At 72.1% G+C, this 17,680-nt stretch carries 17 protein-coding genes and 1 tRNA gene; 9 read left to right on the forward strand and 9 right to left on the reverse strand.

All coding sequences use genetic code 11. The annotated features are described in order from the left end of the window. Positions 1-124: 124 nt before the first annotated feature. A complete protein-coding gene (locus tag ACIQUC_RS12235; protein ID WP_402267173.1) occupies positions 125-595 on the forward strand; it encodes a hypothetical protein in 471 nt (156 codons plus the stop codon). A gap of 75 nt (positions 596-670) precedes the next feature. Here ACIQUC_RS12235 and ACIQUC_RS12240 read toward each other — a convergent pair whose 3' ends face one another. From ACIQUC_RS12240 to ACIQUC_RS12255, 4 genes are read right to left on the reverse strand one after another with little or no spacing between them, the layout of a single operon-like run. Further along, positions 671-1,549: an aldo/keto reductase gene (locus ACIQUC_RS12240; RefSeq protein ID WP_402267176.1), complete on the reverse strand. Its 879-nt coding sequence runs from the start codon at positions 1,547-1,549 to the stop codon at positions 671-673. Positions 1,550-1,604: 55 nt separating this feature from the next. Further along, positions 1,605-2,864 carry an FAD-dependent oxidoreductase gene (locus tag ACIQUC_RS12245; RefSeq protein ID WP_402267179.1) on the reverse strand — a complete coding sequence of 420 codons (1,260 nt, stop codon included), beginning with the start codon at positions 2,862-2,864 and terminating at the stop codon, positions 1,605-1,607. Between the two features lie 36 nt (positions 2,865-2,900). Beyond that, positions 2,901-3,368: a DUF6264 family protein gene (locus ACIQUC_RS12250; RefSeq protein WP_022908608.1), complete on the reverse strand. Its 468-nt coding sequence runs from the start codon at positions 3,366-3,368 to the stop codon at positions 2,901-2,903. A gap of 10 nt (positions 3,369-3,378) precedes the next feature. Then, on the reverse strand, positions 3,379-4,251 hold the full coding sequence (locus ACIQUC_RS12255) for an HpcH/HpaI aldolase/citrate lyase family protein (protein ID WP_402267182.1): 873 nt from the start codon (positions 4,249-4,251) through the stop codon (positions 3,379-3,381). 253 nt (positions 4,252-4,504) lie between these two features. Between ACIQUC_RS12255 and ACIQUC_RS12260 the strand changes: the two genes are divergently transcribed. After that, the gene (locus tag ACIQUC_RS12260) at positions 4,505-8,227 is read left to right on the forward strand and encodes an AAA family ATPase (protein ID WP_402267275.1); all 3,723 of its coding nucleotides are present in this window, start codon (positions 4,505-4,507) and stop codon (positions 8,225-8,227) included. A 367-nt stretch (positions 8,228-8,594) separates the two neighbouring features. Next, complete coding sequence (locus ACIQUC_RS12265; RefSeq protein ID WP_022907543.1) at positions 8,595-9,182, forward strand: CDP-alcohol phosphatidyltransferase family protein; 588 nt, start codon at positions 8,595-8,597, stop codon at positions 9,180-9,182. A 93-nt stretch (positions 9,183-9,275) separates the two neighbouring features. Here the strand turns inward: ACIQUC_RS12265 and mscL are convergent, their stop codons facing one another. The 3 genes from mscL to ACIQUC_RS12280 form a co-directional block, all read right to left on the reverse strand. Beyond that, the gene (gene mscL / locus ACIQUC_RS12270; protein ID WP_402267185.1) at positions 9,276-9,779 is read right to left on the reverse strand and encodes a large conductance mechanosensitive channel protein MscL; all 504 of its coding nucleotides are present in this window, start codon (positions 9,777-9,779) and stop codon (positions 9,276-9,278) included. A 72-nt stretch (positions 9,780-9,851) separates the two neighbouring features. Beyond that, the gene (locus ACIQUC_RS12275) at positions 9,852-10,175 is read right to left on the reverse strand and encodes an FmdB family zinc ribbon protein (RefSeq protein ID WP_402267188.1); all 324 of its coding nucleotides are present in this window, start codon (positions 10,173-10,175) and stop codon (positions 9,852-9,854) included. 1 nt (position 10,176) lies between these two features. Next, the gene (locus ACIQUC_RS12280) at positions 10,177-10,761 is read right to left on the reverse strand and encodes a 5-formyltetrahydrofolate cyclo-ligase (protein WP_022907540.1); all 585 of its coding nucleotides are present in this window, start codon (positions 10,759-10,761) and stop codon (positions 10,177-10,179) included. A 114-nt stretch (positions 10,762-10,875) separates the two neighbouring features. Here ACIQUC_RS12280 and galU point away from each other — a divergent pair, with 114 nt between their 5' ends. The 4 genes from galU (at position 10,876) to ACIQUC_RS12300 (ending at position 13,854) form a co-directional block, all read left to right on the forward strand. Continuing rightward, positions 10,876-11,766 carry a UTP--glucose-1-phosphate uridylyltransferase GalU gene (galU, locus tag ACIQUC_RS12285; RefSeq protein ID WP_022907539.1) on the forward strand — a complete coding sequence of 297 codons (891 nt, stop codon included), beginning with the start codon at positions 10,876-10,878 and terminating at the stop codon, positions 11,764-11,766. Positions 11,767-11,836: 70 nt separating this feature from the next. Continuing rightward, complete coding sequence (locus tag ACIQUC_RS12290; RefSeq protein ID WP_022907538.1) at positions 11,837-12,496, forward strand: GNAT family N-acetyltransferase; 660 nt, start codon at positions 11,837-11,839, stop codon at positions 12,494-12,496. A gap of 130 nt (positions 12,497-12,626) precedes the next feature. Further along, positions 12,627-13,730, forward strand: coding sequence for a hypothetical protein (locus ACIQUC_RS12295; protein WP_402267193.1), 1,104 nt, complete (start codon positions 12,627-12,629; stop codon positions 13,728-13,730). A 51-nt stretch (positions 13,731-13,781) separates the two neighbouring features. Further along, positions 13,782-13,854 (forward strand) — tRNA-Ala (locus ACIQUC_RS12300). A 60-nt stretch (positions 13,855-13,914) separates the two neighbouring features. Here ACIQUC_RS12300 and ACIQUC_RS12305 read toward each other — a convergent pair. Beyond that, entirely contained in the window at positions 13,915-14,298 is a 384-nt protein-coding gene (locus ACIQUC_RS12305) for a hypothetical protein (RefSeq protein WP_402267195.1), read from the reverse strand. Positions 14,299-14,371: 73 nt separating this feature from the next. On the opposite strand from ACIQUC_RS12305, the gene ACIQUC_RS12310 reads away from it, so the two are divergent. Further along, a complete protein-coding gene (locus tag ACIQUC_RS12310; protein ID WP_402267197.1) occupies positions 14,372-15,415 on the forward strand; it encodes an amidase domain-containing protein in 1,044 nt (347 codons plus the stop codon). A gap of 47 nt (positions 15,416-15,462) precedes the next feature. Here ACIQUC_RS12310 and ACIQUC_RS12315 read toward each other — a convergent pair whose 3' ends face one another. Then, on the reverse strand, positions 15,463-16,662 hold the full coding sequence (locus tag ACIQUC_RS12315; RefSeq protein WP_402267200.1) for a hypothetical protein: 1,200 nt from the start codon (positions 16,660-16,662) through the stop codon (positions 15,463-15,465). 126 nt (positions 16,663-16,788) lie between these two features. Here ACIQUC_RS12315 and ACIQUC_RS12320 point away from each other — a divergent pair, with 126 nt between their 5' ends. Beyond that, entirely contained in the window at positions 16,789-17,637 is an 849-nt protein-coding gene (locus ACIQUC_RS12320) for an alpha/beta fold hydrolase (protein ID WP_402267203.1), read from the forward strand. Positions 17,638-17,680 lie beyond the last annotated feature (43 nt).

Consider the following 17,680-nt stretch of genomic DNA (forward strand, 5'->3'; position numbering starts at 1 on the left):
ACGGTACTCAGGGCCGGTGAGCCGTCCCCGTGGGCCCGTCCCTCCTGTGCGTCTCCCATGTAGCCTCGATGCGGATCCGCACCCCGTCCGGGGTCGCGGGCACGATCCCCGGGGGACCATCACCATGCGCACGAAACTCGTCTCGCTCACCACGGCCGTCATCGCCGTCGCACTCCTCACCGGCTGCTCGGCCGGCGGCTCGGGTTCGGGGTCCGACGCCACGACGGCTGCCAAGTCGACGCCGACCGCGACCCAGACCAAGGCCGAGGCGTGCAAGCTGTTCACGACCGAGGTCACCGACGCCACCAAGGGCATGCAGTCGCAGCTCACCGAGCTGCAGAGCGACCCGCAGGCCGCGATGGCGAAGCTCGACGAGTTCGACGCCACGCTGGAGGAGAGCGCCGACAAGGTGACGAACACCGAGGTGAAGCCGAAGACCGATGCGTTCGCCGGCGCCTTCTCGGACTTCGTCGGCATGACGAAGGAGCTCGCCGCCTCGAAGGACCCGTCCGCACTGTCGAGCTCCGGCTTCACCGAGGGCCTCCAGAAGCTGGAGACCACCGGCAAGGAGTTCCAGCAGGTCTGCCAGTCCTGACGCTGGCCGACACGCGCGCGCGACCCGCGCCTCCTGGACCGTCACGGACCGTCCTGGAGGCGCGGGTCGCGTCGTCTACGCAGCCGCCGGTCGCGACGCGTCCAGGCGGGCGACGTCCTCCGGACGGAGCTTGACCGTCGCGGCAGTCACCGAGTCGAGGATCGACTGCGGCCGCGAGGCGCCGGGGATCGGGACGACGACGTCGCTCTTCTGCAGCTCCCACGCCAGCGCGACGACCTGCGGGGTGACGCCGCGGTCGCGGGCGATGGTGGCGAAGTCCTCGTAGGCGGTGCCGAGGGTCGCGGCGTTCGCGATGCCGCCGAGGGGGCTCCACGGCAGGAACGCGATGCCGAGCTCGTCGCACAGCGCGAGTTCCGGTTCGCTCGAACGGAACTTCGGGGAGAACCGGTTCTGCACCGAGGCGAGCCGACCGCCGAGGACCTCGTTCGCCGTGCGGATCTGGTCGGGATCGGCGTTCGAGATGCCGGCCATCCGGATGACGCCCTCGTCGAGGAGCTCGGCGAGCGCGCCGATCGAGTCGGCGTACGGCACGGCCGGGTCGGGACGGTGGAACTGGTAGAGCCCGACCGCGTCGACTCCGAGGCGCTTCGCCGAGGCCTTCGCGGCCTCCTTGAGGTACTCGGGACGGCCGTCCTGGGCCCAGGCGCCGGGCTCCGGGCGGAGGTGTCCGCCCTTGGTGGCGATGAGGACGTCCGAGGTGTCGCCGTGGAAGCCGCGCACGGCCTTGGCGATGAGCTCCTCGTTGTGCCCCACCTCGTCGTGGGCGGCCAGGTGGTAGGCGTCGGCGGTGTCGATGAGCGTCACGCCCGCTTCGAGCGCCGCGTGGATCGTCGCGACCGCCTGCCGCTCGTCCGGACGCCCCTCGATGGACATGGGCATGCCGCCCAGTCCGATGGCACTGACCGACACGTCTCCGATGACTCGTTGCTTCATGCCCCCCAGCATGCGCCGGAGGGGCGTGCACGCGCCCAGGTGCGTCAGGGGCCGGTCACACCGTCGGACGTCGCGCCCACGAGGGTGCGTGCTCGGGGAGCGGACCGAAGGCGATCCCCCGCGCGTAGAGCCCCCGCACCGGCGGCACGTACCGGGCGAGCAGGACGGGGAGCAGGGGCGGCCCCTCCCGGAGCGCACCCGCGAAGGCCCGGGCGAACACCACCCGGTGCAGCACCGCCTGCGCCGCCTGCACCACGACCGCCGGTGGGGTCCGGCGACGCTGCACGGCGGCGAGGGTGCCGTCGAGGGCTGCGCCGCGGAGTCCGCGCCCGAGCGCCGGGGCCAGGACCGCGGCCGTCGCGACGGCGTCCTGCACCGCCAGGTTGATGCCGACGCCGCCCGCGGGGGACATGGCGTGCGCGGCGTCGCCGATGCAGAGCAGCCCCGGACGCCACCACCGGGGGAGCCGGTCCATCCGGACGTCGAGCACGTGCACGTCGTCCATCGAGGCGATCGCGTCCACCCGGTCGGCGAAGTCCGGTCTGAGCCTGGCGACGCGTTCCCGGAAGGACGCCAGCCCCTCGGCGCGGAGCGCGGCGTCCGAGCCCTTCGGGGCGAAGTACGCGACCTGGTGGTGTTCCGGTCGGGGGAAGCTCAGCAGGACGTCCGTGCCGGAGAACGCCGGGACGAGGGCGGTGGCCTGGTCGCCGGGTTCGCGGGGGAGCCGGAACCACCACGTGTCGAACGGCACCGGGAACGACCGCGGGCGGAGTCCGGTGGCGGCGCGGAGCACCGAGTCGCGGCCGTCCGCGGCGATCACGACGTCGGCGCGGAGCTCCTCGACGGGGCCGTCGGGATCGCGGTACGGGCGGAGGTGCACGCCCGTCACCACCCCGTTCTCCTCGATGGTGCCGGTCGCTGCGAGGCCCATCGAGATCCGGAACGACGGTTCCTCGCGCGCGGCGGTGACGAGCAGGTCGAGCAGGTCCCACTGCGGCACCATCGCCACGTGGTCGTACGGGGGTCGCAGGCGGGAGAAGTCGCCGAGCAGCAGCCGTGACCCGTCCGGCATCGGCAGGGAGAAGTCGTCGAGGCGCGACTGCGGCAGGCGCCGGAAGCGGGCACCGAGTCCGAGCTCGTCGAGCAGCCGGATCGTCGACGCGTGCACGGTGTCTCCGCGGAAGTCCCGGTTGAAGTCGTCGTGCTTCTCGACGACCCGGACGGCGATGCCGGCGCGGGCGAGCAGCAGGCCGAGGACGACCCCGGCGGGGCCGCCGCCGACCACCGCGACCGTCGTCCGCGAGACCGTCACCATGCCGGGGACGCTACGCCGATCGGAGCGACGTGCGCCCTACGCGCTCGCGGAGACCGAGGACGAGGCCGACGGGCCGTCGGCGGCGTCCGCGAACACCACGCCGCCCCACGCGATCACGACGATCGCGAGCACGAACCCGATCGCGGCGATCCACCACGACGACCGCCGGCGGATCCACGCGCCGATCGACAGCACGAGCGTGGCGACGCCGACGACGAAGGCGCCACCGACCGCGATCGCCGCCCCGCCGAGGTAGCCGCCGGGTGTGCACCCGGACGTGGCGTCGCACGTGGCGGTCGCCGACACGACCGCGATGATCCCGACGACCGCGGTGACGATCGTCATCACCGCGCCGAACGCCAGGAGCAGCACGGTCGAGATCCGGTCGGCGAGCTTCGCGGGTGGGAAGAGCGTCGTGCCGCCCCGCTCCCAGGCGCCGCGCTGCGGGTCCCGGGGGTCGGGCGAGGACTGCGGCGGGCCGCCGGGGACGTTGGACCAGGTCATGGCTGCAGTCCTACCGCGCCTCGACGCCGAACGCCTGTGCGAGGCGCTGGATCTTCTGCGCGCGCCCGAGTCGGGGCAGGTCGGAGCCGTCACGGATGACGCGGCCCCGTGCCTCGAAGTCGTCGAGGAAGTCCTGCGCCCAGGCGACGTCGGTCGGCGTGGGGGAGATGACCTCGTTGATGACCGGCAGCTGCTCGGTGTCGAGGCACAGCTTGCCGGTCAGCCCGAGCGAGACCGCGACCTGGGACTGCTCGCGGAGGATCGGGTGCGACGACCCCACCGTCGGGCCGTCGATCGGTCCGGGCAGGTCACCGACGCGCGAGGCCACGACGAGCTTCGAGCGCGGGTACGCCATCGCGAGCGTGTCCGCGCTCGTCCCGGTGTCGCGTCGGTAGTCGCCCGAGCCGAACGCCAGGCGGAACGCGCCCTGTGCCTTCGCGATCGAGACCGACTCCTCGATGCCGAGCGCCGACTCCACCAGGGCGATCACCGGGGTCTGCCCGCCGAGCCGGTGCCACGTGTCGGTGACCTGCGCCGGGGACTCGGTCTTCGCGAGCATCACGCCCTGCAGCCCCGGCAGGCCCCGGAGCTCCTCGACGTCGTCGGCCCAGAAGTCCGTCGTCACGTCGTTGATCCGCACCCAGGCCTCGCCGCCGCCCGCGAGCCAGGACGCCACGGTGCCGCGGGCCTCGGGCTTCGCCGCCGGGTCCACCGCGTCCTCGATGTCGAGGATGATCTGGTCGGCACGGGACCGCTGGGCCTTCTCGAAGCGGTCGGCGGCGGTGCCGGCGACGAGGAGCCACGAGCGTGAGATCTCGGCGGGGACCGATCGACGCCGGCTCGGCGTGGGGGTGGGAGGGGCGGTGCGGTCGTCGATGGCCATGCCCCGTTGGTACCACACCGGCGCGCCCGGTCGCGCGTCGGCGGGGTCCGGAAAGTCCGAAACTTCGGGTCATTGCCAGAGTGCCAGCCCGCTTCCGCCTACAGTGTCGGATGTGTGGCGAGCGGACAGGGTGACCGACGGCGAGGACGACGTGAACGACGACGTCCCCGTCGAGGGCGCCGACGCGCCCGCGGACGGGCGGGACGGACAGCAGGGGGAGCAGGACCAGCGGGGGCAGCAGGAAGAGACCGCCGTGACGGACGAACCCGACCGCACCCTGCGCCCCGAACTCCAGCTGACGAGTCCGCAGGCGATCAGCCTGGGTGACCCGCGCCTCCAGGCCGGCAACGCCGCCGAGCCGGTGTGGGACGTCTGGCGCGGCCAGCTCGCCGGCGTCGGCGGCACGAGCCCCCTCACGCACTTCAGCGACCACCCGCGTGCCCGCATCGAGCTCTCGACGACGCACCCCGGTGGCCTCGCACAGTTCATCACCGGCAAGACGACGCTCCTGTCGAGCCTGATCCGCGACGAGGTGGCGCTCCGTGCCGCCCGCATCGCCGCCGGTCACGTCGAGGCCAAGGGCACCGAGCTGTCCACCGTGCGCGGCATCGACGCCGTCAAGCTCGGCATCGGCATGGCCGACTGGCAGCACGGCGACGAGCAGTTCCGCGGACCGGTCCTGCTGCGTCCGCTCGCGATCCGTCGGCACGGCCGCGACTTCGAGGTCCGCCTGCTCGGCGAGCCCGTCCTGAACCCCGGCCTCGCCGACGCCCTGCACGAGCAGTTCGGCGTCATCCTCGACGCCCAGTCCTTCGTGGCGTTGGCCCAGCAGGACGGCTCGTTCACGCCGAACCCCGTCATCGACCGGCTGCGCGGCCTCACCGCGCACATCCCGGGCTTCTCGGTGCACGCACGCCTCGTCGTGTCGACCTTCGCCGAGGTCGCGACCGGCATGGTCGAGGACACCGAGGACCTGTCGCACCCCGTGCTCGACGCCCTCGCCGGCAACCCCAGCGCCAAGTGGCAGGTCGAGCAGTCCTACCACCCGGTCGAGCAGACCCCGTCGGACGAGCGGAGCCCGGAGACCGACACGCTCCTGCTCGACGCCGACGACGAGCAGGAGAACGTGATCGCGCAGATCACGGCCGGCAACTCGATCGTCGTGAAGACCCTCCCCGGCACCGGTGGCACGCAGACGATCGTGAACGCGCTCGGCGGTCTCGTCGCGGCGAACAAGCGCGTGCTCGTGGTCAGCCCGCGCCGGGCGACCCTCCGCGGCATCGCGGCGCGCTTCGCCGAGGTCCAGCTCCCCGGTGTCGCGGTCACTCCTGGCACCCTCCGCCGTGACGTCGTCCGCGCGATCGCCCGCAACGAGAAGGCGTCTCGTCCGAACCTGCGCGAGGTCGACGACGCCCTCGTCCGGCTCCGCAAGGTGCTGAAGGACTACCGCGGTTCGCTGACCCGCGTCGACCCGGACTTCCGGGTCTCGGTGCTCGACTGCCTCGTCGAGCTCTCCCGCCTGTCGCTGCTGCCGGTCCCGCCGTCGACGACCGCGCGCCTGTCCGCGACGTCGGTGACGAGCATGGTCGAGGGACGCTCGCGCGTCGCCGAGACGATGGTCAGCGCGGCGAACCTCGGCGAGTTCCGCTACGGCCCCGACGACTCGCCCTGGTACGGCGCGAAGTTCTCCACGAGCGACGGCGCCCAGCGGGCACACCGGATCGCGAAGGACCTCGACGCCGACGCGCTGCCGACCCTGCTCCGCCGCGCCCACGACCTGGTCGCCACGACCCACATGCGGCAGTTCACGACGATCAACGAGCTCGGCATCTACCTGCGTCTGCTCACCGAGATCCGCGACACGCTCGACCGCTTCCTGCCCGTCGTCTTCGACCGTTCGGTCTCCGAGCTCGTCGCCGCCACGGCCCCCCGGGGCGAGGGCGCGCCGATGTCGTCGACGAACCGGCGCCGGCTGAAGAAGCTCGCCCGCGAGTACGTCCGCCCGGGTGTGCACGTGTCCGACCTGCACGAGGCGCTCACCCGCGTGCAGCAGCAGCGCGTCCTGTGGCAGCGGTACGTCGCCGCCGGGGTGAACCCCGAGGTGCCCACCGGCATCGCGGACGTCCAGGTGCTGTTCTCGAACGTGGTGGAGGACCTCGCGCGCCTCGACGAGCCGCTCGGCCGCACCGCCCGCGAGACCCAGCTGGCGAACGTGCCGATCGACGAGCTCGTCCCGACGATCGCCCGCCTCGCCGAGGAGTCCGACGTCCTGCACAACCTGCAGGAACGCACCGAGCTCATGCAGACCCTGCGCGACCTGCAGCTCGAGCCGCTCATCACGGACCTGGCGAACCGGCACGTGCCGGACACCCACGTCCCCGCCGAGCTCGAGCTCGCGTGGTGGCAGTCCGCCCTCGAGACGATGCTCGAGTCCGACCGGGCGCTGCTCGGTGCGAACACCGACATGCTCGACCGGGTCGAGGCCGACTTCCGGCTCGTCGACGACGCCCACGCGGCCGGGGTCTCCCAGGGCCTCGCGTGGCAGCTCGCCGAGAACTGGAAGGTCGGACTCGTCGACTGGCCGGACGAGGCCACCGCCCTGAAGACGCAGCTCAAGGAGGGCGCGATCACCTCGCGTCTGCTGCAGGACTCCGCGCCGCACCTGTCGCGGTCCATCGCGCCCGTCTGGCTCGCGAGCCCGTACGAGGTGTCGCAGATCGCCGACACGATGCCCTTCGACACGGTCATCCTCGTCGACGCCGGTGCCGTCACCATCGCCGAGACGGTCGGTGCGGTCCGTCGCGCTCGACAGACCGTCGTGTTCGGTGACCCGGTCACGCAGACCCCGTCGCCGTTCCGGATCGCCGTCGACCCGGCGCACCGAGCGCTGCAGGTCGACGAGGGCACGCTCGACGCCTTCCACGCCGACTCCGCGCTCGCCAAGCTCTCCACGCTCCTGCCGACGCTGTCGCTCACGCGCTCGTACCGGGCCGGCGGCGAGGACCTGGCCGAGCTCGTCAACCGTCGCTTCTACGGCGGTCGCATCGAGTCGCTCCCGTGGGCCGGCTCGTTCCTCGGGCACGGCTCGATCGCGCTCGACTACGTCAGCGACGGCAAGGCCGTGCCGGACCCGGAGTCCGGAGCGGTCGAGAGCGTCGACGCCGAGGTGGACCGTGTCGTCCGGCTCGTCATGGACCACGCCCGCACCCGCCCGACCGAGTCGCTCATGGTCATCACCGCGTCGGCGAAGCACGCGGTCCGCGTCGAGCAGGCCGTGCTCACCGCAGCCCAGGGGCACAAGGACCTCACCGAGTTCGTCATCGGCGACCGCGCGGAGCCGTTCATCGTCGCGACGCTCGAGCAGTCCGTCGCCCAGAGCCGCGACCGCGTGGTCTTCTCGATCGGCTACGGCCGGACGCCGCACGGCCGGGTGCTCCGCGACTTCGGCCCGCTCGGCAAGCCCGGCGGCGAGCGGCTGCTCGCGGTCGCGATGACCCGTGCGCGCCGCTCGATGGTGATCGTCACGTGCTTCCAGCCGTCGGACATCGAGGCCGAGCGCATGGGGCACGGCACCGTCGCCCTCGCCGAGATCCTCGCCGAGGTCCGCGCGCGCACCACCGCCGAGTACGTGCCGGACGACTCCGACCCGCTGCTCGTCGACCTCGCCCGCCGGCTCGAGATGCGCGGCATCCCGGTCGCGCTCGGGCACCGTGGCAAGCTCGGCCTCGTCGCCGCGCACGGCGGGGTGTGCGTCACGATCGAGACCGACGCGACGCTCGTGCAGGGGTCGCTCCGCGAGTCGCTGCGCCTCCGCCCCGAGGTCCTGCGCCGACTCGGCTGGCACTACGTGCGCGTGCACGCGTTCCAGCTCTTCTCCGACCCGGACCGCGTCGCGAACACCGTCGCCCAGGTGCTCGGCGTCGACCGCGGCGTGACGCAGGAGATCTCGATCCCGCCGATCCCCGCTCGCCGATGAGCACGTCGGATCTCGATCCCGGCGTGCCCGCCACCGGGCCCGCCCGCCGATGACCCCTCGGCCGAGCCGGCGGGCCTCCCGGCCGGCCGGTCCGGTGACGCCGGAGACCGACCAACTGGTGGGCACGTGGTCGCGGGCCGACGACGCGTCGTCAGCCGCGCCTCCCGACCGCCCGGCGACCGACGGCGGCGAGCCGGAACCTCGTCCAGGAGGCGCGGCTCGGCCCCGCCGCCGCGTCACCACCCAGCCGGTGCCGGGGTACGACCCGGTGGCGCCGCCGGAACCGGCGCGGCACCGCGACGGGGAGAACGACGACCAGCTCCGGCGGGACGTCCCGCCCCACTGGTAGCGGGTAGCCTGTCCTGCGATGACTGACACCGTGCGGGAGCGCCCCGACTGGCAGACCTGGCCGAACCTGATCTCGCTGGTCCGCCTGCTGCTGATCCCGGTGTTCGTCTGGCTCGTCGTCGCCGGACACCCCGGCTGGGCACTCGTCACGCTCGTCGTCATCGGCGTGAGCGACTGGGCGGACGGCTTCATCGCCCGCAAGTTCGACCAGGGGTCGAAGCTCGGCAAGGCCATCGACCCCGTCGCCGACCGCCTCGCGATCATCGCGATCGTCCTGTCGCTCGTGCTGACCGGGCTGCTGCCGTGGTGGGTCGTCGCCGTGGTGGTGCTCGTCGACCTGGTGCTCGTCGTGCTCTCGAGCGTGCTGTTCCACGGCAACCCGGACCTCGACGTCACCTGGACCGGCAAGATCCGCTCGGCACTGCTCTTCGTGGGCCTGCCTGTGCTGCTGTTCTCGGCCGTGCACACCGTCGACGAGAACGCCCCGTGGGTCCGGGTCGTCGCCCTGGTGTTCGTCTACCTCGGCACCGTCGGCCACGTGCTCGCGGGTGCGCAGTACGCGGTGGCGATGTTCGCCAAGCGCCGCTCGGTCGCCGCCGCGCGCTGACGCCGCGCGCCGCCGCTGCGCCCCGCACGACGACGAAAGTCCGCCCGAGCCACGCGATCGCGCGGTTCGGACGGACTTCGGTTGTGCGCCGGACTAGAGCTTCGTCGTGCCGCCGATGCCGGGACCCTCGGGAGCGGTGGACGGTGCCACGTGCGCACCCCCGCCGGTGGCCACGGCGCCGCCGTTCTGCGAACGGAGCAGGTCGCGGATCTCGAGCAGCACCTCGACGTCGGTGGGCGGGACGTCCTGCGGCGTCTGCTCCTCGTCGTTCTTGACCCGCTCGAACGCCACCTTCTTGAGGTGGTTCACCGGCAGCACGAGGGCGAAGTAGACCACCGCGGCGACGATGACGAAGTTGATGACCGCGCCGATGATCGCACCGAACTTGAGCTCGGCGGGATCGGTGCCCGTCGCGGTCGGGATCTTCAGGATCAACGCCGAGTCGAGCGAGGACGCGTTGAACACGGCCCCGATGAGCGGGTTGATGAGTGCGTTGACGATGACGGTCACGATGGCGGTGAACGCCGCACCGATGACGACTGCGACGGCCAGGTCGATGACGTTGCCGCGGAGCAGGAACTCCTTGAACCCCTTCACGGGACTCCTTCCGGGTCGAGGACGGCCGCCGGACGGCGACGCCTTCAACCTACCGAGGAGTCCGGACGACGGTCAGGACGCGGCGGGCTTCGGCGTGGTCGAGGCAGCGGGCTTCGCGGCTGCGGGCTTCGACTCGGTCTTCGCGGGCGTCGACGACGACGAGCCGGACGAGCTCGACGAGCCCGACGAGCCGGACGACTCCGACGAACCCTTCGGGGCCGGACGGGAGTCGGTGCGGTAGAAGCCGCCGCCGTTGAACGTCACGCCGACCGGCGAGAAGACCTTGCGCAGGACGCCGCCGCACGCCGGGCACTCGGTGAGCGTGGCGTCGGAGAAGGACTGCTTGATGTCGAAGGCGTTGCCGCACTCCGTGCAGCGGTACGAGTAGGTGGGCACCCTAGCTCCGGAAGGTGATGATGCGGGACGGCGTGATGATGCCGTCGACGGGTTCGTCGTGGGTCTCGCGCGGGACCTCGTCGAGGTACTCCGCGTCGAAGATCACAGCATAGACGGGCGGTCGGTTCGCCATCGACCCGAGGGTCTTGTCGTAGTAGCCGCGTCCCCAGCCCATCCGGACGCCGTCGTGGCCGACCGCCGCGGCCGGGGCGAGGATCGCGTCGACGTCGTTGATCGCGAGGGGGGAGAGGACCTCACCGACGACCTCGGGCACACCGGCGATCCCCTCGGTCTCCGAGACGCCGTCGCCGACCGCCCAGTCGAGCAGCCCGTCCTCGCGCGTGATCGGCAGGAGCACCCGGATGCCGCGCTCGAACGCCCAGTCCAGGAACGGCCGGACGTCCGGCTCGTCCGGCGCCGAGAGGTACACCGCGATCGACTCGACCTGCCGTTCCTCGGCGAAGCGCTGCAGGGTCGCGGTGAGCGACTCGGTGTCCGTCTCGCGTTCGGTCGTGGTCCGGGTGCGCCGCCGCTGCCGGAGCTCGGCTCGCAGGGCGCGCTTCTCGTTCCCGAGATCGGCGGTCATGCCGAGGAGTCTACCGAGGGCACGTGTTGCGGCTTTCCGCCGCCGAGCGCGGGAAGCCGTGTCCTCCGTAGCGACGACATGCCCCGTCCAAGGGTCATCCGATACCGTCCAGGCATGGGCTTCCAGATTTCGAAGGCCGTGATCCCCGCCGCAGGCCTGGGCACGCGCTTCCTCCCCGCCACCAAGGCGATGCCGAAGGAGATGCTCCCCGTCGTCGACAAGCCGGCCATCCAGTACGTGGTGGAAGAGGCCGTCGGCGCAGGGCTCACCGACGTGCTGATGATCACGGGCCGCAACAAGAACGCGCTCGAGAACCACTTCGACCACGTGTCCGAGCTCGAGGAGACCCTGAAGAAGAAGGGTGACCACGAGAAGCTGCAGAAGGTGAACCAGTCCACGGACCTCGCCGACATGCACTACGTCCGCCAGGGCGACCCGCTCGGCCTCGGCCACGCCGTGCTCCGCGCGAAGATGCACGTCGGCCGCGAGCCGTTCGCCGTGCTCCTCGGCGACGACATCATCGACGCCCGCGACCCGCTGCTCAAGCGCATGATCGAGGTCCAGGGCGAGAAGAACGCCACCGTCGTCGCGCTGCTCGAGGTCCCGGAGTCGCAGACGCACCTGTACGGCATCGCCACGGTCGAGGAGACCGACACCGACGACGTCGTGAAGATCACCGGGCTCGTCGAGAAGCCCCCGCAGGGCGAGGCGCCCTCCAACCTGGCGATCATCGGTCGCTACGTCATCCGCCCCGAGGTCTTCGACGTCCTCGAGAAGCAGGAGCCGGGCAAGGGCGGCGAGATCCAGCTGACCGACGCGCTCATGAAGATGGCGAACGCCGAGGAGTGGACCGGCGGCGTGTACGGCGTCGTGTTCCGTGGACGCCGGTACGACACCGGTGACAAACTCGACTACATCAAGGCGATCGTCCAGCTCGCCTCGGACCGCGAAGACCTCGGCCCCGACCTCAAGTCGTGGCTCAAGGAGTTCAACGCGGGCGAATAGACGACCCGTCGCCGAACGGGTCCGGGGATCATCCCCGGGCCCGTTCGACGCTCCCGGAGGAACCAGCGCGATGACGACGATCCCGACCCTGTCCCACGGGCGGGTCACCATCCGGCCCCTCCGCCTCCGTGACACCCGTGACCTCGACGTCGCCCTCGCGACCAACCGTTCCTGGCTCCGCACGTGGGAGGCCACGAACCCCTCCGGACACGTCTCCACCGACGTCCGCGGCAGCATCCGCGCGCTCCAGGCCAACGCCCGCGCGGGGCTCGGGCTCCCGTTCGCGATGGAGCTCGACGGCCGCTTCGTCGGGCAGCTGAACGTCTCCGGCATCACGTACGGCTCGCTGGCCAGTGCGTCGATCGGCTACTGGGTGGTCGAGGACGCCGCAGGCCACAACGTCACGCCGATCGCCGTCGCACTGGCGGTGGACCACTGCTTCCGCGTCGTCGGCATCCACCGCATCGAGATCTGCATTCGTCCCGAGAACGCGCCGTCGCTCCGCGTCGTCGAGAAGCTCGGCTTCCGGTACGAGGGGCTCCGCCGCCGCTACATCCACATCAACGGCGACTGGCGCGACCACTTCTGCTTCGCCCTCGTGGCCGAGGAGGTCCGCGAGGGCGTCCTCGAACGCTGGGTCCGCGGCCAGGTGCCGCCCGGGCTCGGTTCCGTCCCGCTCGCGGCGCGCGACGAGGCGGCGATGCCGCTGCACACCACGCCCCGCGTCTGACCCGAGGGTCCGGTCCGTCCGGCGCGACGGCCCGGGAGGCGCGGCTCGTCCCCGGTGATTTCGTCGCGACACGCGCAACACGCGTCCGGCAATCACCGGACGGGGGAACGCCCGCCCCTACCGTGTCCCCATGGCAGGTATCGGCTCCTGGGGCGGCGGCATCGTCCTGCTCATCGCGGCCGTGCTCTGGCTCGTCTACCTCATGCCGTCCTGGGCGGCCCGTCGGCAGTACCTCGCCACCGAGCGGAACGCGATCCGGCTGCAGCAGACCCTCCGGATCCTCGCGCAGACCGCCGAGCTGCCGGACGAGGTCCGCATCGAGATGAACGCGAAGTCCCTCGCCGAGGCCCAGCGGGTCGCGAAGTCGGAAGAGGCGAAGCGCACCGCGATCGTCCGCGCGCACGAGGCCGCCCGGCAGCGCGAGATCACCCGTCGCCTCGCCGAGCAGGCGCCCGTGCTCGAACGCGCCTCGTCGGTCCCCGCCCTCACCGCGATGCGCATGCGCCGGTCGCGGCTCGGCGCCACCCTGCTCGGCACGGCGGGTCTCGTCGTCGCCGTCGTCGTGTTCGTCGCCGTGCCCACCGCCTGGCTCGTCGGCGTCGCCGGCCTCGTCGCCGTCGGTGGATCCGCAGCGGTCCTCGCGCAGCTGCACCAGGTCGCGACGGCGCGGAAGGCGCGGACCGCGACGGCCGTGCCGGAGCCCAGCCGCGCCTCCAGGCCCGCGAGCGAGTGGACGGACCCGGCGCCGCCGCTGTCCACCGAGCAGGCGGCCGAGCCCGCTCGTGATCGCAGCTGGACGCCGAACAGCATGCCGAAGCCGCTGTACGTCGAGCGCCCGAAGGTGCCGGTGGCATCGCCGGAGTCGTCGGCGGAGCTCGCCGCGCGACTCAGGGAGCGCGTCGCCGCGGCCAAGGCGGAAGCCGAGGCCGAAGCGGCCGCGATCCGTGCCGCCGAGACCGACCCGTCGCTCGCCCGGGTGTCGCGCATGCGCCCCGACGTCGAGGAGGCCGTCGCGTCGCTGTCCGCGCACGACCAGGGCCGACTCGCGGAGCGTCTGGGACTCCGAGCCCCCGTGACGGAGACGGCGGCCGCCGAGCCGTCGATCGCACCGTCGCCCGCACCCGCCGCGCCCCCGGCACCGCCGAGCAAGTGGGCGGGGATGGGGGTCATCGACGACGACGGCTACCAGCAGACCGACCTCGACGCGATCATGCGTCGGCGGCGCGCCGTCTGAGTGGTCGATTTCGGATCGACCGCGCGCTGGTGCTAGTGTGGTCGAGCACTTGGGGCTATGGCGCAGTTGGTAGCGCGTCTCGTTCGCAATGAGAAGGTCAGGGGTTCGAATCCCCTTAGCTCCACTCCACGGCAGAAGGCCACCCGATCGGGTGGCCTTCTCCCGTTCCCGGGGTCGTCCGACGTCAGCCGGGGACGCTGTCCGTCAGGACGCCCGCGTGCGCGAGGTCGGTGTGGATCGCGTTCGCGGCCTGCTCGAAGGCGCGGTTGCCCCGTGCGATCCCGAGCGCACCGCCCTTGAGCGCCGACTTCCCGGCACCGCGCAGGAGCCGCGCGACCGTCCGGCCGTCCGGTGTCACCATGATCTGCACGTCGAGCCGGGTGTGGAACGTGCGGTCGTTCGCCATCCCGCCGATCAGCAGGGTGAGGCCCATGCTGCCGCGGGTGGCGCGGAGGGCTCCCTGCTCGCCGTCCTCGACGGTGTAGCCCTCGCGGGCGAGGGTGCCGCGGACGCGGGTCCGGACCGACTCGGGGTCGGCGGCGACGAAGAAGTCGTGGCTCTCGGGCATGTGCGTGCTGATCCTCTCGATGGTGGTTCCTGCCAGCGATCATGCCGTGCCGTCGCCTACCCTGGGAACCACCATGACTGCTTCCCTGACGCGCCGCTCCCTGCTGTCCCTCGCCGGGGTGACCGGGATCGGGCTCGCCGTCGCCGCGTGTTCGTCGGGGGACGACGGCACGGACGCGGGCGGGAGCACGGGTCGTGCCGCGTCCGGCAGCGGATCGGCCACGCCCACCGCGAAGCCGGTCGCGAAGGCGCTCACCCCGGCGCAGGTCCCGCTCGCCGGCGGCGTGACGATCACCGTGGCCGGCTCCGGGCTGGCAGCGGTCAAGGGGGTCACGGTCGGTGGCATCGCCGCGCGCGACGTCACGGCGACCGCCACGAAGGTGACGTTCACGGCACCGCACCAGGCGATGTACACGCCCGGGTCGGCGGACGTCGCACTCTTCACGACCGCGATCGAGCCGTCGCCGTCGGCGAACCAGTCCTCGGACGGCAACGGCAGCGCCGCGAACGACGGGCAGACCGGGGCGACCCAGGACTCCGCGACCGCCACGCCCACACCGACCACCGCGCCCGTCCCGGATGCCTCCACCGCGGTCGCGACGACGAGCCTCGCGTACGCGGCGCTGACGGACGTCGACCGGCAGCTCGAGTACGCCATGGCGCATTGGAAGGACTACAACCTCGCCGAGTACGGCACCATGAACCCGATCGGCGGCGACTGCGCGAACTACGTCTCGCAGACCCTGATCGCCCGCGGCTGGCAGCAGCGCTCGGACTGGTACAACCGTGCGGCCGGCGCCGAGCACTCCGCGACGTGGACCTACTGCCCGACGATGGACCCGTGGCTGAGCGCGAACGCCGCCGAGTTCGGGCTCACCCGGCGATCCCTCGACGAGCGCGACAAGGTCAAGGTGGGCGACATCGTGTTCTACGACTGGAACGACAACGACTCGCCGGACCACACCACGATCGTCTCCGAGGTGTTCACCGAGCCGGACGGCACGATCCGCATCAAGTCGGCGAGCCACAACCAGGACGGCCCGTACCGCGACCTCGACGAGATGATCATGGTGCAGCACCCGGGCGGCACCGCCTGGTTCCACACCTTCGACGCGTAGCGCCCGCGCCGCCGCGCGCCAGGCGCGCATCAGCACGACGCCGCCCGTCAGGGGTAGCCGAGGAACCAGAGCAGCACGACGGCGACCGGTTGCAGGCACACGCCCACGACGAGCCACGCGACCGCCCGGCGTCGCGTGCCGACGAACACGTCCGACCCGAGCAGCGGTGCCGTCGGCATGAGCAGACGGGGCAGGGACTGCTGCGGCAGGAACACCGCCACGAGGTACAGCCCGTACGCCGCGGTGAACGCCCACACGTCGACGCCGAGCGCACGGACCGACCTCCGGGTCCAGAACCACACCGCGCCGGCGAGCACCGCCACCACGAGCACGATCCCGAACGGCCCGAGCCACGTCCGGGCCATCGTGAACCACGGGGTGAGCGGCGCGAAGTGCTGCCGGCCGACGAAGCCCACCCACCAGGACAGCTCGGTGTCGAGGTACGCGTTCGGCCGCCCGGTCACGGCCGAGGCGATCACCGGCCACGCCAGCCCGGCCGCGGCGACGACGAGCCCCGACACGACGATCGCGACGGCGTCCCGGACCGGCAGCGTCCGGCGCTCCGCGACCCACCGCGCGACGAGGTGCACCGCGAGCGCGACGGCCAGCGCGAGCACCCCGGGCTTCGTGAACGCGGCCACGAGCCCCAACGGCGCGATCAGCCAGTACCGCCGCCGGACGAGCGCCAGGAGCGCCCCGAAGAGCAGCAGCAGGAACGTGCTCTCGGCGTAGGCGACCTGCAGCAGGAAGCCGGTCGGCCCGAAGGCGAAGAGCGCGGTCGCCCAACGTGCCCGGTGCGAGCAGCCCACGGCCAGCACGAGCCGGTACAGCAGGACGCACGCGCCGGCACCGGCGAGGGTCGCGACGAGCACACCGGCCACCCAGAACGAGCCGCCCGTGAGCGGCATGACCGCGCGCACGATCGTCGGGAACACCGGCAGGAACGCCCAGGCGTTCGGCACGACGTGCCCCGCGTCGTCGAGGGGGAGGGTCGTCGGGTACCCGTGCTCCGCGATGATCCGGTAGAACGACGCGTCCCACGACCCCGAGAACGTGAAGAATGACGGGTCGCGTCGGACCGACGCGAACGGCCAGCCGTTCGCGGTCGCCACGCCGTAGACGGTGGCGAGCAGGACCGTGCTGACCACGCGTGAGGCGAGCCACAGGAGCAGGGGAGTGGTCCAGCCGCCGTGACGCGCCTCCGGGGCCGGCCGGGAGGCGCGGGTCGTCTCCGGCGCGCTGGTCACCGCCCGATCCTCGCACGTCCAGGGCGCCGCCCCGGTGTCCGCAAGGCGTACACGACCAGCGTCGGCGCAGTGCGCAGGGCGTTGCATGGACCGCGTTCCCTGGAAGACCGAACCACAGGAGGCACCATGCCGTTCATCACCGTCGGAGCCGAGAACGGGCACGACATCGACCTGCACTACGACGACTTCGGGTCGGGCGACCCGGTCGTCCTCATCCACGGCTGGCCGCTGTCCGGCCGCTCGTGGGAGGGGCAGGTCCCTGCTCTCGTCGAGGCCGGGCACCGTGTCATCGCCTACGACCGCCGTGGCTTCGGCCAGTCGTCGCAGCCGTGGGGCGGGTACGACTACGACACGTTCGCGGCCGACCTCGAGTCGCTGCTCGACCAGCTCGGGCTGACCGAGGTCACGCTCATCGGGTTCTCGATGGGCGGCGGCGAGCTCGCCCGCTACGTGTCCACCTACGGCACCGGCCGGGTGAAGAAGCTCGTGTTCGCCAGCGCGGTGCCGCCGTACCTGTGGAAGTCCGACGACAACCCGGACGGCGGGGTCGACCAGGACCTCGCCGACTGGTTCTCGAACGGGATCACCGGGGACCGCCCCGCGTTCCTGCACGAGTTCGTCGACCTGTTCTACACGGCGGGGGAGCCCTCGCCCGCGAACGAGCCGCTCGTCTCCGCCGACCAGCGCGCCTACGACCTGGCGATCGCCGAGCTGGCGTCGCCGAAGGGCACGCTCGACTGCACGGTCGCGTTCGCCACGACGGACTTCCGCGACGACCTCACCAAGGTCGACGTGCCGACGCTCGTGATCCACGGCGACTCCGACGGCATCGTGCCGTTCGAGGTGTCGGGCAAGCGAACCGCCGCGGCGATCCCGGACGCGCAGACCCACCTCATCGCGGGTGGGCCGCACGGCGTCCTGGCGTCGCACCGGGACGAGTGGAACGAGGCCGTGCTGCGGTTCCTCGCCTCCTGACCCGCGCCTCCTGATCCGCGCCTCCTGATCCGCGCCGAGACGC

The sequence above is a fragment of the Curtobacterium sp. NPDC098951 genome, from assembly GCF_044759965.1.
Taxonomy (GTDB): Bacteria; Actinomycetota; Actinomycetes; order Actinomycetales; family Microbacteriaceae; genus Curtobacterium.